17 protein-coding genes are annotated in these 16373 nt (G+C 38.6%); 15 read left to right on the top strand and 2 right to left on the bottom strand.

Annotation, left to right across the window (positions count from 1 at the left end):
- The first annotated feature begins 38 nt into the window (after positions 1–38).
- The 15 genes from JM64_RS05515 to JM64_RS05445 all read left to right on the top strand — a co-directional run bounded on the left by JM64_RS05515 (position 39) and on the right by JM64_RS05445 (position 13679).
- Positions 39–1250, top strand: a complete 1212-nt coding sequence (locus tag JM64_RS05515; RefSeq protein WP_064011815.1) for a cyclic nucleotide-binding domain-containing protein — start codon at positions 39–41, stop codon at positions 1248–1250.
- Between the two features lie 19 nt (positions 1251–1269).
- A complete protein-coding gene (iadA, locus tag JM64_RS05510) occupies positions 1270–2433 on the top strand; it encodes a beta-aspartyl-peptidase (RefSeq protein WP_064011814.1) in 1164 nt (387 codons plus the stop codon).
- Between the two features lie 141 nt (positions 2434–2574).
- Entirely contained in the window at positions 2575–3729 is a 1155-nt protein-coding gene (locus tag JM64_RS05505) for a sodium ion-translocating decarboxylase subunit beta (RefSeq protein ID WP_064011813.1), read from the top strand.
- 31 nt (positions 3730–3760) lie between these two features.
- Positions 3761–3994 carry an indolepyruvate ferredoxin oxidoreductase subunit alpha gene (locus tag JM64_RS05500; protein WP_064011812.1) on the top strand — a complete coding sequence of 78 codons (234 nt, stop codon included), beginning with the start codon at positions 3761–3763 and terminating at the stop codon, positions 3992–3994.
- Entirely contained in the window at positions 3987–5156 is a 1170-nt protein-coding gene (locus tag JM64_RS05495; protein ID WP_064011811.1) for a 2-oxoacid:acceptor oxidoreductase subunit alpha, read from the top strand. The genes JM64_RS05500 and JM64_RS05495 overlap by 8 nt, the downstream gene beginning before the upstream one ends.
- A 116-nt stretch (positions 5157–5272) precedes the next feature.
- Entirely contained in the window at positions 5273–7882 is a 2610-nt protein-coding gene (gene secA, locus JM64_RS05490) for a preprotein translocase subunit SecA (RefSeq protein WP_082868318.1), read from the top strand.
- Positions 7883–7933: 51 nt separating this feature from the next.
- The gene (locus JM64_RS05485; protein WP_064011810.1) at positions 7934–8665 is read left to right on the top strand and encodes a hypothetical protein; all 732 of its coding nucleotides are present in this window, start codon (positions 7934–7936) and stop codon (positions 8663–8665) included.
- Positions 8652–8975, top strand: coding sequence for a cyclic nucleotide-binding domain-containing protein (locus tag JM64_RS05480; RefSeq protein WP_064011809.1), 324 nt, complete (start codon positions 8652–8654; stop codon positions 8973–8975). The genes JM64_RS05485 and JM64_RS05480 overlap by 14 nt, the downstream gene beginning before the upstream one ends.
- 114 nt (positions 8976–9089) lie before the next feature.
- Entirely contained in the window at positions 9090–9497 is a 408-nt protein-coding gene (gene mce, locus JM64_RS05475) for a methylmalonyl-CoA epimerase (protein WP_064011808.1), read from the top strand.
- A gap of 33 nt (positions 9498–9530) precedes the next feature.
- Positions 9531–11069: an acyl-CoA carboxylase subunit beta gene (locus JM64_RS05470; protein ID WP_064012537.1), complete on the top strand. Its 1539-nt coding sequence runs from the start codon at positions 9531–9533 to the stop codon at positions 11067–11069.
- Between the two features lie 36 nt (positions 11070–11105).
- Complete coding sequence (locus JM64_RS05465) at positions 11106–11639, top strand: OadG family protein (protein WP_064011807.1); 534 nt, start codon at positions 11106–11108, stop codon at positions 11637–11639.
- Positions 11633–12064: a biotin/lipoyl-containing protein gene (locus JM64_RS05460; RefSeq protein ID WP_064011806.1), complete on the top strand. Its 432-nt coding sequence runs from the start codon at positions 11633–11635 to the stop codon at positions 12062–12064. Before JM64_RS05465 ends, JM64_RS05460 begins: the two co-directional genes overlap by 7 nt.
- 214 nt (positions 12065–12278) lie before the next feature.
- Positions 12279–12731 (top strand): hypothetical protein, encoded by a 453-nt coding sequence (locus JM64_RS05455; protein ID WP_064011805.1) that lies wholly within the window; start codon positions 12279–12281, stop codon positions 12729–12731.
- Between the two features lie 89 nt (positions 12732–12820).
- Positions 12821–13252: a hypothetical protein gene (locus JM64_RS05450; protein WP_064011804.1), complete on the top strand. Its 432-nt coding sequence runs from the start codon at positions 12821–12823 to the stop codon at positions 13250–13252.
- Between the two features lie 166 nt (positions 13253–13418).
- Entirely contained in the window at positions 13419–13679 is a 261-nt protein-coding gene (locus JM64_RS05445) for a hypothetical protein (protein WP_064011803.1), read from the top strand.
- A 31-nt stretch (positions 13680–13710) separates the two neighbouring features.
- Here the strand turns inward: JM64_RS05445 and JM64_RS05440 are convergent, their stop codons facing one another.
- Positions 13711–15228 carry an STN domain-containing protein gene (locus tag JM64_RS05440; protein WP_156487905.1) on the bottom strand — a complete coding sequence of 506 codons (1518 nt, stop codon included), beginning with the start codon at positions 15226–15228 and terminating at the stop codon, positions 13711–13713.
- Positions 15225–16373 carry a type II secretion system protein GspD gene (locus tag JM64_RS05435; RefSeq protein WP_064011801.1) on the bottom strand — a complete coding sequence of 383 codons (1149 nt, stop codon included), beginning with the start codon at positions 16371–16373 and terminating at the stop codon, positions 15225–15227. Before JM64_RS05435 ends, JM64_RS05440 begins: the two co-directional genes overlap by 4 nt.

Raw genomic sequence — 16373 nt, 5'->3', positions numbered from 1 at the left:
CAAATCACCTTAAAACCAAAGTCCAAGGGGATGGATTTATGGAGATTATTGTATTCCCATCGGGTACGAAGATATACGATTATTCAGAAATCCCGAAATATTTGTATTATTTGGTGGATGGAACAGTCGAAACCAAACTTTTTAGAAAGGTTCAAGAGTTTAATTCGGGCACATTTGGAGAATGGTCGCTCTTCAATCTTCCTTCGCAAGAGCAAGTGATTTCAACAAGCGAAGTAACACTTTATGCTATCAAACCTGAAGAAATTTTCAATTTAGAACACACGCAAAAAGTTGTGAAAAACATAATCCCCTCAATTGCTAAAAGATTGCTCTTAATTGATTCTGAGCTTACGGAAGCCCAGGAGCTCCCAACCTACGTTGGTGCTGACAAAATGAGATTCTTTAACAAAGCGCATCCAGGAGCTTACAAGATTACTGATGCTATTTTTCAAGATATCCTTCAAGCCAAGTCACTCTACGCGTCAGGTTGCTACAAGGAAGCGTTCGAGATAATAGTAAAACTGATGCCGCAAGTGGTCACTGAGGATTTGCGAAAAGAAGTGATGATTTGGCACACATTACTTAGTATGGTTTTGGAACCGGAGAAGGCAGAGATACATTTTAGGCGCCTAAATCCAAAAGAGTATGCAGAATATTTGTCCTACCAGTTTTTGGTAAGCTTCTTCAAAGGGGGAGAAAAGCAGGAGATTTTGGATATCTACATGAAAGCGGGACTTCATATTCCAAGTGAAACGATTGTAACCATGGAAGGTGAAGTTGCTTCCGAAGCTTTCCTTATCTTAAGGGGTTACTTAAAAGCAGTAAAGCTTTTTGAAGATAAAGAAGTTCTAATGAGTATTGTAGGACCTGGCGAGTTTGTAGGAGAAGGAGCGATAATGAATTCAAAGATTAGAATGGCGACGCTATATTCAATTTCACCAGTTGATTTGATACCATTGAGTGCTGAGAGTATAGAGAAAGCAACCTTAACAAATCCAGGATTTATACTCAAGATATGCGAATCACAACTCAAACGTATAATTCAGGTAAAGCAGCTTCTGGAGATTAAAAACCAAGGTAATCAAATCCAACGTACCATCATGGCGATAAATTATTTCCAACCGATTTTTGGAAAAGCAAAAGTTAATGTGAAAGACATAGCCTATTTGGTGGATGTGAATGTTGAACGTGTTATTGAAGAAGTCAGACGGAAGGGACACAAGATAGGAATTGATGGTTCTATTAGTTAAGGTTTGAGGAGGAATTCAAATGGTAAGAGTTATAAAAAACGCAAAAATCTTTGCCCCTAAGTATGTAGGGAAGTTAGATGTTATCTTTCACAATAGAATCATTCACATAAGCAAAGACGTTAATCCCTTTTTTGTCCCCTTCGAAATAGAAATTTACGATGCTTCTGGCTTGTTGCTATTACCTGGACTTATCGACCCACATGTACATATAACTGGTGGAGGTGGGGAAGGCGGGTTTGAAACTAGGACCCCGGAACTGAAGATTTCAGAATGTATTAAGAATGGAATAACAACGGTTATTGGTTGTTTGGGAACAGACGGAGTTACTAGAAGTCTTGAGAATTTGTATGCGAAAGCAAAAGCTCTTGAAAATGAGGGCTTAAACATCTTCATATACACAGGTTCTTACCGCCTTCCACCTGTAACCTTTACCGGTAGTGTGATAAAAGATATTGTTTTAATCGACAAAGTTATTGGGGTTGGGGAAATAGCGATATCCGACCATCGTTCGTCTCAACCTACTTTTGAGGAGATTTTGCGGGTTGTAGCAGATGCAAGGGTAGGTGGAATGATTTCTGGAAAGCCGGGTACTGTGAATTTTCATGTAGGCGCTGGTAAAAGAGGAATTGACTATTTGTTTGAAATCATCCAAAACACAGAGATTCCTATTCAGCATCTGTATCCTACGCACATGAGTAGAAACAAATGGCTTTTCGAACATGGGCTTGAGTTTGCCATGAGAGGTGGGATGATAGATTTAACAGCTCTTCAACCAAAAAACGATGAATCTTCCAAGAGCGAATTTAACACAATTGATGCAATATTAAAAGCGTATGAAAATAATTTGTTGGAGAATATAACCATTTCCTCGGATGGGCAGGGTAGTCTTCCAAAGTTTGATGAAATGGGAAATTTTGTAGGGCTCAGCGTTGGGAGCGTTAGCTCGGTTTGGCATACAATACGCAAAGTGGTAGAAAATGGCTTGCCTTTGGAAGAAGCCATAAAGGTTTCAACTACAAACCCAGCCAAAGTCTTTAAATTAAATAAGGGAAGAATTGAAAAGGGATACGATGCTGATTTTGTCTTGGTAAATGAGGAAACCCTGGAAATCGTAAGCGTAGTATCTAAAGGCGAATTTCTGATGAAAGATGGGGTACTGAAGAATTTAAACTTTGAATTTTAAGAGAATTCGGAAGAATGTTCACATATACTTTGTTTTCTTCTCACAGTTAATAGTTGAAAAGTCTTTGCAATAATAGTATACTGGATATTGAAAAATACAGCGCGACTGAAAAAGAATAAAGCATCAGGGAGGCCAGGATAAATGCTGGAAGAGTTTTTTGTGTTCCTAAAAACAATGGCGTTCTCACAAATGACACTCGGAAACATTTTCATGATAGCTATAGCTGGTGTCTTAATATACGTTGCCGTTAAAAAGGATGCCGAACCTTTGCTTTTGATACCTATTGCATTTGGTATCATTCTCTCCAATATCCCACCGGTTGCAACGGGTATTTTGAATCCGCCACAGACTTTCCCGGATGGCAGGTTTATTCCTGGAGGATTCATGTACTATATAAAAAAGGGTCTTGACCTTGGTATTTATCCACCTCTCATTTTTCTGGGAATAGGGGCACTTACGGACTTCTCATTTATGATCTCATACCCACTCACGATATTTCTTGGTGGAGCAGTCCAGATTGGAATATTTGTAACATTCTTACTTGCACGTGCTTTCGGATTCACACTCAAACAAGCCGCGTCTATAGGTATCATCGGAGGTGCTGATGGACCAACATCTATTTATGTTTCTACAAAATTTGCACCAGAACTTCTGTCTATAATAGCAATCGCTGCTTATTCATACATTGCACTTATCCCTATACTTCAGCCACCAGTTTCTAAATTACTTACAACCAGAAAAGAAAGATTAATAAGAATGAAGGCTCCAAGAAAAGTTTCAAAAGCAGAGAAGATAGTGTTTTCAATCATTACAACGCTTGTTACTGCGTTACTTGTTCCTCAGTCGCTGACTTTGGTAGGTCCTCTCATGTTTGGTAACTTGCTCAGGGAAGTTGGAAATGTCAAAAGACTTGTTGAAGCAGCAAGTAAATATATTCTCGATACAACGACAATTTTACTTTGTCTATCTGTTGGTGCATCCGCGAGGGCAGATGTTTTCTTAACACCACAATCTTTGCTTGTTTTTGGTATGGGAGCATTCGCATTTGTTTCATCGCTTGCAAGCGGTATTTTGTTTGCGAAATTCTTAAACCTTTTCTTGAAAGATAAAATAAACCCGCTCATTGGTGCTGCAGGAGTTTCGGCTGTACCGGACTCTGCGAGGGTTGCTCAAAAACTCGCCCAAGAAGAAGACCCAACAAACTTTATTCTTATGCATGCCATGTCTCCAAACGTTGCAGGAGTTATTGGTTCGGCTGTTGCAGCGGGTGTTTTCTTGGCTATTTTTGGTAGGTAGTTTATTGTGCTAGCTTGAAGGAGGTAAGAAAATGGCAAAAAAACAGTACAGAGTTGAGATAAAATATCAATGGTGCAAAGCGTGCGGTATTTGTTATCATGTCTGTCCTACAAAGACCATTATCCAAGGAGAATTGAACAGACCAGCAGTTCCTGACCATAGTAAATGTATTGGTTGTCTGATGTGCGAAAATTTGTGTCCGGATTTTGTTATAAACATAGTAGAAGTATCTGAAGAGAGCAAGGCAGGTGTCGAAAATGCCTAAAAACCCAAGGATGGTCTTCTGGCAGGGAAATGAGGCTTGCGCATATGGTGCGATAAAAGCAGGATGCCGTTTCTATGCAGGTTACCCAATCACGCCGTCTTCAGAGATAGCGGAGACTATGGCAAGGGAATTACCTAAAGTTGGAGGCGTATTTATACAGATGGAAGACGAAATAGCAAGTGCTGCTGCGATAATAGGAGCCTCGCTTGCTGGAGTAAAATCTATGACCGCGACTAGTGGTCCAGGTTTCAGTCTTATGCAGGAGGCTATAGGTTATGCAATAATGACGGAAACACCAACAGTATTTGTCAACGTAATGCGTGGTGGACCTTCAACAGGTATGCCAACCAAACCTTCGCAAAGTGATATCATGCAAGCAAGGTGGGGAACACACGGTGACCATGCAATCATCGCGCTTTATCCTTCGACAGTTGAAGAAGTTTACAAATACACCATAAAAGCTTTTAACTTAGCTGAAGAGTACAGAACTCCGGTCATACTTTTGATGGACGAAGTACTTGGACATATGTACGAAAATTTTATCTTACCACCTGATAGTGAGATAGAAATTGTCGAAAGAGTTTCTGCTCGAGAGCTTGAGGAAGAAGAACTATTTGTTCCGTTCTCTGAAAGCGAGTATGCAGAAAACCTTCCACCATCGTTGGTAGAAATGGGAAAGGCGCATTTCCATGTGTCTGGTTTGGTTCACGACGAATCAGGATTCCCGATGGCGACGGCAGAAACTGCTGAAAAACTTATCAGAAGACTTGTGAATAAAATAAAGTTACACATAGACAAAATAGCTGAGTGCGAAGAGTTTATGACCGAGGATGCTGAGACGATAATAATTGCTTATGGTTCCGTTGCAAGGTCTGCAAAAGAAGCTGTGTTGATAGCAAGGAAAGAGGGAATTAAGGTAGGATTACTTAGACCAATAACTATATGGCCCATTCCGATAGAAAAAATGCGAAAAAGACTTGCGAACGTCCAGAATGTGCTAGTTGCTGAAATGAACTTGGGTCAATACGCAAGCGAGGTAGTGAAACTAGTACGACCTGGAACCAAATTGAGGTTACTCGGTAAAGTTAGTGGTGAACTCATAGCACCTCACGAGATATTGAACGAACTTAATAACATGCTCCTCGAAGGCATAGACTTCTAATGTATATCTTCTTTTTGGTCATCCTTGCCCAACGGCAGGATGACCTTTTTCTTTTTTTGTGGTAGAATACTATTGATGCTTTAAGAAAATCAGCAGCCGCAAGGAGGAATACGAAAGTGTTTGGAAAATTGAAAAAGTTATTTGACAAAAATGAGATGGAGATTAGAAAAGCGAGAAAATTAGTTGAGCAGATAAATGAGCTCGAACCAGAAGTTCGAAAGATGTCATTTTCCCAGATGCGAGATTACATACTCTCCAAGAAGGGAACTTTAGAAAACTTGGATGAGCTTGATGAACATCTGGTAAATGTTTTTGCATTCACACGAGAGGTTGCAAGAAGAACGGTTGGAATGAGGCATTTTGATGTCCAGCTTATAGGTGGCATAGTACTCCACAAAGGAAAGATAGCTGAAATGAAGACAGGAGAAGGTAAGACCCTTGTTGCAACCCTGCCTGTCGTTTTGAATTCGCTTATGAACAGAAACATTCATATGGTTACTGTGAACGATTACCTTGCCAAAAGGGACGCTATGTGGATGGGTCCAATATATCTGGCTCTTGGTTTAAGAGTAGGAGTCATAACTACATCTGGAAAAGCTTATGAAGTGGTCTGGAAAAATCCAGAGTTGGCTCAAAAAGGTCTTGAGGAGAATTACTGCGTCTGGCTCGAGGATTTCGATGGTGAATTTCTACCCGACGAAGCAAAAGTTAAAAAGGCAGTTGAAGCGTTTGAAGTGGATGTCGTTGAAGTGAGCAAAAAAGAAGCATACAGATGTGATGTAACGTACGGAACAAACTCAGAATTTGGATTCGACTACCTCAGGGACAACCTTGTCATCTCTTTAGAGGATAAGGTCCAAACTGGCCATTTTTATGCTATTGTTGACGAAGTTGATAGCATACTTATAGATGAAGCAAGAACACCACTGATAATAAGTGGTCCGTCGAAAAACAACGCATCGGTCTATAAACACTTTTACCAAATTGCGAAGCGCTTGGAAAGAGATAAACACTTCAAAGTAGATGAAGAGCATCGGTCGATAATTCTTACCGATGAGGGCATATCCTATCTTGAGAAACTACTAGGTGTTGACAATCTATATGACCCAGCAAATGTTAACAGTATTTACCACATAATCAACTCTCTTAAAGCAATTCACTTGTTCAAAAAGGATGTTGATTATATCGTTCACAATGGGCAAGTCTTGATTGTTGATGAGTTCACAGGTCGTGTTCTCCCAGGAAGACGTTACAGTGGTGGATTACATCAGGCAATTGAAGCAAAAGAGAGAGTTCCGATAAAAGAAGAAAGTATAACGTACGCCACTATAACTTATCAGAATTACTTCCGAATGTACGAAAAGCTCGCTGGTATGACTGGAACTGCGAAGACAGAGGAAGAAGAGTTCAAAGCAATATATGGCTTGGATGTCGTGGTTATACCTACTCACAAACCGATGATAAGAATAGATAGGGACGATTTGATATACAGAACAACCGAAGAGAAATATAGAGCAATTGTTGAAGAGATAAAGAAAAGATACGAGAAAGGTCAGCCTGTTCTTGTTGGAACAACATCGATTGAGAAAAGTGAGAAACTTAGCGAAATGCTCAAAAAAGAAAAAATTCCTCATCAAGTTTTGAACGCAAAATATCATGAAAAAGAAGCACAGATAATAGCACAAGCAGGTCAAAAGGGTATGGTTACAATTGCGACGAATATGGCAGGTAGAGGAACAGATATCAAACTTGGTCCTGGTGTTAAAGAACTCGGAGGATTGTTAGTTATAGGAACGGAAAGGCACGAAAGCCGAAGGATAGATAACCAATTACGTGGGAGGTCAGGTAGACAGGGTGACCCCGGCGAGTCGATATTCTTTCTCTCCCTTGAGGATGATTTGATGAGAATATTCGGAGGTGACAAACTACAAAAAGTTATGGACATGGTCAAAATCGAACCAGGTCAGCCTATTTATCACCCGTTACTGACTAAACTAATTGAACAGGTGCAAAAGAAAGTAGAGGGCATAAACTTTGGGGTGCGTAAGTTCTTACTTGAACTAGACAGTGTTTTAGATACGCAAAGACGAGCAGTTTATGGATACCGAGATTATATCTTGGAACACAACGTTGACAATTTTATGGAAGAAGCAATCGAAAACTTTGTCGAGTCAAGATTGGAAGAATTTTGTTCAACTCCTGAGTGGAACAAAGAAGGATTGAAAGATTCCTTTGCTATCATAAAAGACTACGTAAATGTTGAAGGACTCTTAGAAACAATTGATGACAGAGAAAAACTCAAGGAGGAATTGATAAATCAGATAAAACATGCATACGAAGAAAAGAAAAAAGAATTCGGAGAAGATTTCGAACACGTCGCAAAATTTATCGTGCTAAGGATAATAGACGAGAATTGGAGACAATACTTGGAAGAAGTTGAACACGTTAAAGAGTCTGTCAGGCTAAGAAGTTACGGTCAAAAAGACCCTGTTTTGGAATTCAAAAAAGAGACATATCAGATGTTCACAGAAATGATGATGCGCAGTTACGAACTGGCAGTTTCTTACCTGCTTAACCTCAGAAGAGTTGACAACAAAGCTGAGGAAGAGTCAAAGAAAGAGCTTGCAAAAGTCAGTACCATTCACGAGGAATTCAAACTAATTGACGAGAGCAAGGGGGAAAAGTCTGGCAACAAAAGACCAAAGTTGAAGATAAAAAGAGGTTAGGACTCTATTTGCTTTTACGAAAGACTTTTGCAATGACGGGAAGTGAAAGAGATGAGAATCGAAGGGGTAATTTTCAAAAAAGGTGAGATACCTAAAACACTTCTCAAAATAGTTTCTGGCACAGTTCGAGAAACTCGAAATAACACTTACCATGACTTAACAAAAGGTGAATATGTAGCACTTTTGGAGTATTTACTCGGGCTTCCTTTAGAAGACGACATCATAGCTTTAGAAGAAACAGAGCTCGTAGAAACTGATATAGAGAGCGATTATGAAAACATTATTCGAAATATTGTAGAGCTTAGGAAAATTATATACCAAACCTCCGTAGACTTTGAAAATTTAGTCCTTGATGATTTCAACTTTGAGACAGAGAATATAGATGAATATCTAAACCAAATTGAGTCGCTTTTAACACTATCCGGGGGAGAACTACCTGAAGACAAAGAAAAGGCAATAGAACTTATAGAGAGTTTGGAAGAGGATAAACTTTTTACAAAAGTCAATTTGGTGAAAAAATTTGTGGAACGTTTCCCAGAAGAACAAATTGGTGCGAAGTTCCTTATTGAGACAGCAGCAAAGGTTTACATCGTACTAAATGATAGATATGTTGCCAAAGCTTTGCTGAAAAAAGTTTTACTTTACTATCCGCATCTTTTAGATTACAGCTACGAAGCGGTAAAAACATTGGAAAGTATATACAAAGAAGAGGGGAACATAATATACAGACGATATGGAAAAATGGCAAAAGTTTTAGAGGTGATGTTACGTGGAAACGCTTGAATTTGAAGATGGATATACAATAATTGAAAAAGGCAAGCAGGAACCGTATGTTTACATTATAAAATCTGGAAAGGTAAAGGTCTCTTTGGGGACATACGAAACACTCCTTTCAGAGGAGCTTCCAGATGTTTTTGGTCTTGAAGCGTTAATCGATGAGCCGTATACAGAGACTTGTATTGCTGTAGGGACTGTGAAGGTGATTAGATGTGAGAAAAATGAATTCAAGGATATATACGTAAAAACTGAAGTTGGGAAGGAAGCACTCAAAAGTTTTATGAAAAGGACAGCAAAAGCCTTAGGTTGGATTTGAAGCGGCTTAAAAAAGTTTGAGAAGTTTAAAAAGAGCTGTACAATATTAGTGTGAATAATTAATTCAAATCCGATTTTCAGATTAAGTAAAGCTCTTGCGGAGGTGAGTTAAACTATGCATACGAACAGGATAGACCACATAGGAATAGCTGTAAAGGATGCAAAAGAAAGACTAAGACTTTACAAAGACTTTCTTGGGTTGGAAGTTACAGAGGTAGAAGAGTTACCCGAAAGAGGCCTAAGGGTTTACTTTATAAAAGTTGGTGACACGAGAATAGAACTATTAGAACCAATGAATGAAAATTCTGAAGTTTCAGGTTTTCTTGAAAAGAAGGGTGAAGGCATACATCACATAGCTTTCAACGTTCACGGTATTGACGAAGCAGCGGCTTTGGCAAAGGCACAAGGGCTTCAGCCACTTTCAGAGGAACCAAAACCGGGAGCAGGTGGAACGAGGGTGTTGTTCTTGCACCCAAAGACAACAGGTGGAGCCTTAATTGAACTTGTTGAAGGCGAACATTAATTTCTGTGGACAAAAGGGGTGAACTGGATGGAAATGGAAGAACTTATACAACAACTGAAATCCCTTGAAGCTGAAGTTGAATTAGGTGGAGGACAAGAGAAGATAGACAAACAACACGCTGAAGGAAAATTAACGGCTCGCGAGAGGTTACAATTATTGTTTGACGAAGGAACATTTGAAGAACTTGACAAATTCGTAAAGCATAGAAATACAATGTTTGGTCTTGATAAGATGAAATTACCCGCTGATGGTGTTGTTACTGGAATTGGAAAGGTGAATGGAAGACCAGTAGCTGCCTTCTCACAAGATTTTACGGTCATGGGTGGTTCACTCGGCGAAATGCATGCGAAAAAAATAATGAAGGTAATGGATTTGGCTCTTAAGATGGGGATTCCCCTTGTTGGAATAAACGATTCCGGTGGTGCAAGAATACAGGAAGGCGTTGACTCGCTTTACGGGTACGGTGAGATATTCTTTAGAAACACGATAGCCTCTGGAGTAATACCACAAATCACGGTTATAGCTGGTCCATGTGCTGGAGGTGCAGTTTACTCACCTGCGATAACTGACTTCGTTATTATGGTTGACCAAACAGCTCAAATGTTTATTACCGGTCCAAACGTTATTAAAGCCGTTACGGGCGAAGATATATCAAAAGAAGACCTTGGAGGCGCGTTGGTTCACAACACAAAGAGTGGAAACGCACATTTCTTAGCTTCAGATGATAGACAGGCTATAGAGACGGTAAGGAAACTACTTTCCTACATACCACAAAACAACATGGAAGAACCTCCTTTAGAAGAGCAAATAATTGAGCCAGATACATCTGATATACAAACAGTTGTTCCTGTCGACCCAAAGAAAGGTTTTGATGTACGTGATGTTATAAGAAGGGTCGTTGATGAAGGAACGTTTTTTGAAGTGCACGAACACTTTGCAAAGAGCATAGTTATTGGATTTGCAAGAATTAATGGAAAAGCGGTAGGTATAGTTGCAAATCAACCAAACTACCTTGCTGGGGTGCTTGACATAGACTCTTCCGACAAAGCGGCGAGGTTCATAAGATTCCTCGATGCATTCAACATACCGATTGTAACCTTTGTTGATACACCGGGGTATCTCCCTGGCGTAAAACAGGAGCACGGAGGAATAATTAGGCACGGTGCAAAGTTGCTGTATGCTTACAGTGAAGCAACGGTTCCAAAGATAACGATAATCCTCAGAAAAGCGTATGGTGGAGCCTACATCGCAATGGGAAGCAAGCACCTTGGTGCAGATTTTGTGGCAGCGTGGCCAACAGCAGAGATAGCTGTCATGGGTCCTGACGGCGCAGCTAACATCATATTCAAAAAGGAAATAGATGCTTCGGAGAATCCAGAGGAAACCAGAAAACAAAAGATAGAAGAATACAGACAACTCTTTGCTAATCCGTATGTTGCAGCATCAAGAGGTTATATAGATGCTGTAATTGACCCAAGAGAAACGAGAAGCTGGATTATAAAAGCGCTTGAATACAGCGCAACGAAAGTTGAATCAAGACCTAGAAAAAAACATGGAAACATACCGCTGTGATTTAAGTAATTTAAAACTTTCCGAGGTGATAAACGGATGCCTATAGAAGCAACAATAACTACGGCAGCGCAAGCAACACAAACTGTTCTTGCTACACAACTAATCAATGAAACTGCGACTACATTATCTCAAACAGCCCAACCGGTAGCTCATAGTGCTACACCTACGGCATTGCCGATAGAGGTTACGGTTACAATTGTAGGAGTAAGTACTGTTTTTCTTGTTTTCGTAATACTCTACGCAATATTCAAATTGATGGAGGTTTTTGGAAGAGGTAAGAATAAGCGAATAAAAACTCCGTCCTCAAAAATGATCGGAGAGGTTGCTAAAGAACAAAACGAAGGATTGATGCAATCGGTTGCAAAAAAACAAAGTCAAGAAGCCATGCCAGCGGGGGTAGATGAAACAGAAGAAATAGCAGCTGTTTTTGCGGCTATTTATGCCATGCTTGGAACGAATATAAAAATTAGATCCATTAACAGAGCTTCCTCGAATGTACCAAGAACCAAAGGTCAACGTGGTTGGGAAGAATGGAGAACATACGGATGGCGAGGTGGAAATAGATGGTGAGAAAGTTTGTTGTTAGGGTTAATGGAAAAGAGTACATTGTTGAGGTAGAAGAACTCGGCACACCAGCCCAGCCAATGCAACAACCACAAATTCTCGAACAACCAAAACCTGTTGTTCAACAACAGGTCCAGTCAGCAAAACCTACTCAACCTGAAAGTAAACCGGTAAAACAAGAGAGTGCTCCAGTTTCAACGACGTCAGAAATTGGTGGTGGAGCCAAAATAGTATCCCCTATGTCAGGTGTCATACTAAAAATTCTTGTTAGCGAAGGGCAAAAGGTTGAATATGGTCAAAAATTGGTGATACTTGAAGCTATGAAAATGGAAAATGATATAGTATCAGACAAGCCAGGTACTGTGAAGAAGATATACGTAAAAGAAGGGGACAACGTAGATACAGGACAAGTGCTTGTGGAATTAGAGTAAAAGTTTTAAACGCTACAACTCCAATATTTTTACCGGCAAAACACTGGTGGTTAAAGCCACCAGTGTTTTTATTATGCTTAAAATTGTAAGATTGGTGCATCTTCATTTTTTATCAAAATTTTATCATTTTTCCTTTGTTATGCACAAGAAAACCCATATAATTTGAAGTGGACTTTGAAAGTTTACAACCTATATAAGTGAGGGAGGGGTTTTTGTGAGAAAAGTGTTTGTTGTTTTGGTCACATTGATTCTTGCAAGTTTTATCTTCGCAGCAGGCAGTGTTTCCTTGAGATTCAACCCAAATGCAAGCTGGAGTCAAACGCTAACCTTTTCTGTTCGCCAGTGGATAAAAGTCACTTGGGATTACGATGAAACGCAAGCTTTTGCAATTGACGACACAAGCTATACGGCAACAGTTGGAAACATTGAATTTAAGTCCAACAAGAGCTTCAAACTTTACTATGGTATTGGTAACACACTCCCATCAGGCGTGAATGTTGTATCGGTCAAAGTAGGTTCAGTAGTTTTGTCAAACTCTTCGACAACTCCGACGGAAGTTTCTACAAAACTGTTGAGCGGAGTACTTGAGATTGGATTCAACCCTGAAGTATTAAATGTAGGAAATGACTTTTCAGTAAAATTTGACTTTACATTCCTTCCATTCTAACAATTGATTTAAGAGTAAAAAAGCAAAAAAGGGGCAAAACGCCCCTTTTTTATTTTTAGGATGAGTTGTGATATAATCTTGTGGAGGTGATGAAGAAGTTGAGGATTCTGCTAAAAATACACAATTATGTAAGTATTTTCGGATTTGGACGAATTCTGGTTTTTTTGTTCGTTTTGATTTTTAGTTCTCTTGCTTTATCTCATACAATTAACATAGAATGGTATTATGATGAAGGAACTACTTTCATTATAGATGAGATTTACCAAGGAGTAAGTATAGGAACGATATACATATACTCCAACGTAAAATTCAAATTTTATGTAATTCCAAAGGTTTTAGACGTTCAAGGTGTGACCGTAACTGGTGTTAGAATAAAAAATCAATTTATATCTATGAATCCATCGAGCCCAACAATTGTCACAAACAAATGGATTTATGGAACCATGGTAATATACTTTTCATACATCGAACCGCCTGAAGACTTCAAAGTAGAGTTCACTTTCGTATTTTTACCCCTTTAAGATTGCTTTAAAGAGCTTTGCATCTGGAACTTTTTACGCACTTATTGAACCCGGTGGAACGACATGGAGTCAAATCCTTACCTTTACAGTAAAACAAACGGTAAAGGTAGAATGGCAGTATGATGAAACGCAGCCTATAGCCGTAGATAGAGGAGATTCAGAATCGGTGGTTGGATTTATAAGAATATATTCAAACAAACAATTTAAGATTTCAGCAAACGTCTATGTTGCCGAGACTTCGATTCAACCGTTGGTTGTACCAAAGCAAGTGAAAATTGGCTCAGAAACAATAGGCGTTGGTGAAGTTCTTGTGGTAACTCCTAAAAATTTACAGGGCAACTTGTCGGTAGTTTTTGAAATAGACTGGGAGAACTTGCAAGCAGAAGAATTCCCTGTTGTGTTGGAATTCACATTTTATCCTTTCTGAATGCAGACGTTACGAAACACTTTGTTTTAGTTTACCACTTAATAGCCCCGTAAAATCCTATTCTATTGTCCTCTAAATTAACACCTACCCAGTATTCGATAAGACCTGATTTAAATCCCAGAGCAGCTTTGAAGTTAAAGATGGGTGTAATTGCTGAAGAATCTTTCGATATTCTACCACTGATTAATACTGATACTCCGGAAAGAGATAGAGAAAATTCTGAACCTATGGAAGTTGAGAATGAACCGGAATTGACATTAAACAAGATTCTAGGTGTTAAAGAGAATTGTTTGAAAATGTTGATTTCGTCATCTATTACTAAATACAGAGTGTTATCAAACAAGTTAAACAGAACACCGGCGTAGGTTTTATCCAAAATTTTTACTAAAACACCTGTGGATTGTACATTCCAGTCTGTCCATCCATTTTGCGAGTTGTTTGTTAATTTCATATAGAACCTTTTATTTTCGTTTGCTATGGTTACTTCCGTAACGGATGCGTTGATCGTAACTTCAAATGAATTTTGTAAAACGTTACTCTGAACTTTTCTAAAATCCTTATTAGAAATCATGGATATTGTATTTTCATTGATTAATAAAGAACGAGCATCGATTTTGTAAGCTTGTATGCCAACAACGAAGTTACCTGACTTTAAAAACACGACATTTTCAAAAGTTTCATTTAAGTTTTCTCCATCCGTTATTTCAGAAAGTGGTAACTCAGATTCCGTGAGGTCGTTTAAAACCTTCAAGATGGTACTCTCATTTTTTCTTAAAAGTTCAAGCTTTACCTTAATATCATGTTCGTTAAATTCGAACTTTGCTAGAATCGACTCTGGGATAGATTCATGTGATGGTTCTCTTGCCGAAAATTCTTCAAGATTAGAGTTTTGTTTTTCAGAAGAATAGTTAAACAAAACATAATGTGTATCCTGTAAAAGGCTTTTGTATTTTTCTTTGAAAAGTATTTTTCCGAAATCTTCCGCTGAAATTTCTTTCAACAAGTGGAATTCAGATAATGAAAAGTAGCTAAATTTGACCAAAAGCATGTGCGAAGAAATACTTTCAGTTACATCGAGATTGGCTAATAAATCAGCCACTTGTGATAGCTGATTTTTAGTGCTTGTGTAGTAGACCAGTTTGCCATTCAAAAGAAAACTCTCAATTCCAATCTTTTGAAGTATTACTCTTAATGTTTTAGGGTCTGTGTAACGTGGTTCGTATACTGATACATAATTTGGCATGTGAGCATAGGAAGAGAGGTCAATTATCAAATAAGTATCGTTACTGACCTTTTCATAGTCAAATCTTAGCGGTAATAAAACCATTCTCAAGGCAGTTTCGACATCTACATTTTGAAGGTCAACTGAGATTGGTACGTTTCCCAGCTTGGATGGATAAACAAAATTCAATTTTTCTTGAGATGATATGTAATTCAAAAATTCAGAAAGAGGTATATTTGAAAAATTAGCAGTTAAAGCAAGAACAGTGGCATCAAAAATTACAAAAAAGGTAAAAACAATTAAAATGGTCAATTTAATAGTCCTCATTTCGAATCACCAACCAAGTTATTTTTTCCTAAGTCTGAACCTATGGACAATAGGAAAACAATGTATCGCTTTTCAGATTCGTTATAAAACCTCTTAAAAAGCCAACCGATAATGGGTAAATCTTTTAAAAAGCTGACACCACCTTCCTTCTGAACAACTCTTTCGTAACTAAATATACCGACAACGTAAGGTTTGTTGTATTCTACGCTTAAAGTAGTTTGTAAAGAAGTCCCACGGGTTTCAGTATTCATTTCATTGACAGAGGGGAAGCCTTCTATTCTGATTGATAAATCTAGCACGCAGTTGTTGTACAAAAATCTGGGAACAATTGAAAGTTCTACGTTAGCTTGAGTCGTTACACTTGTTAATTTCCCATCTACATACCTCGTGGTTGTGAAGTTGCGTTGAGCTGATAACTTACTTTGAGCGCTGTCAAATGCTTTAATCCTTCCTTCATAGAGCACTTCTAAATCGGTAACGTCGATATTAGAATTTGATAGATTCAAAATGAAATAGAGATTTGTGCTGAGAACTGGTATTTGAAAAAAGTTTAGCATATAGCTTGTACCAGCAACGGAAGGTTGTATTCCAACGTCAATTAGATATGAATTCAGAAAGCGCTCGCTCACATCTATTATTTTTACGTACACTTCTTCACCTCTACTTGGTAAGTCTATTTGGGAGATGGAGGACGCTATTTTTGAAACTAACGGTGGAGGGGCATAGACAAGTAGGCTATTCTGGTTGACAGGGTTGAGAATATAATCTTGGAAAGCCTTAGGAAGGGATTTCATAATTGTTTCTGCGGAGTTGTATCTCAGAGGAATTTGATAGGTTCTTGCAACGTTTGTAAAACCGCTGGAGTTAGGATTTGAATTTCCTACGAAATATACACCATCCACTTTTGTCCAATAGTAGCTGTAAGGCATTAACAAAAGATCTAAAACTTTTTCGAGAGATTCTGCCTCGACTTGTATACTAATGGCACCGCTTATTGAAGGTTCATATATAATTACAGCACCTGTATCTACAGAAAGCATATTGAGTGCATCTTTAAGATTTGTATTGAAAAATGATATTTCGATTGCTAAAATCCTAGTTGCAAAAAAGATTAACAAAGAAAGCAATATAAACCCCCTGTTCAT

The organism is Fervidobacterium pennivorans (assembly GCF_001644665.1).
Lineage (GTDB): Bacteria > Thermotogota > Thermotogae > Thermotogales > Fervidobacteriaceae > Fervidobacterium > Fervidobacterium ngatamarikiense.
Note: the sequence above shows the minus strand (reverse complement) of the source record. Positions and strands in the feature narration are given on the sequence as shown.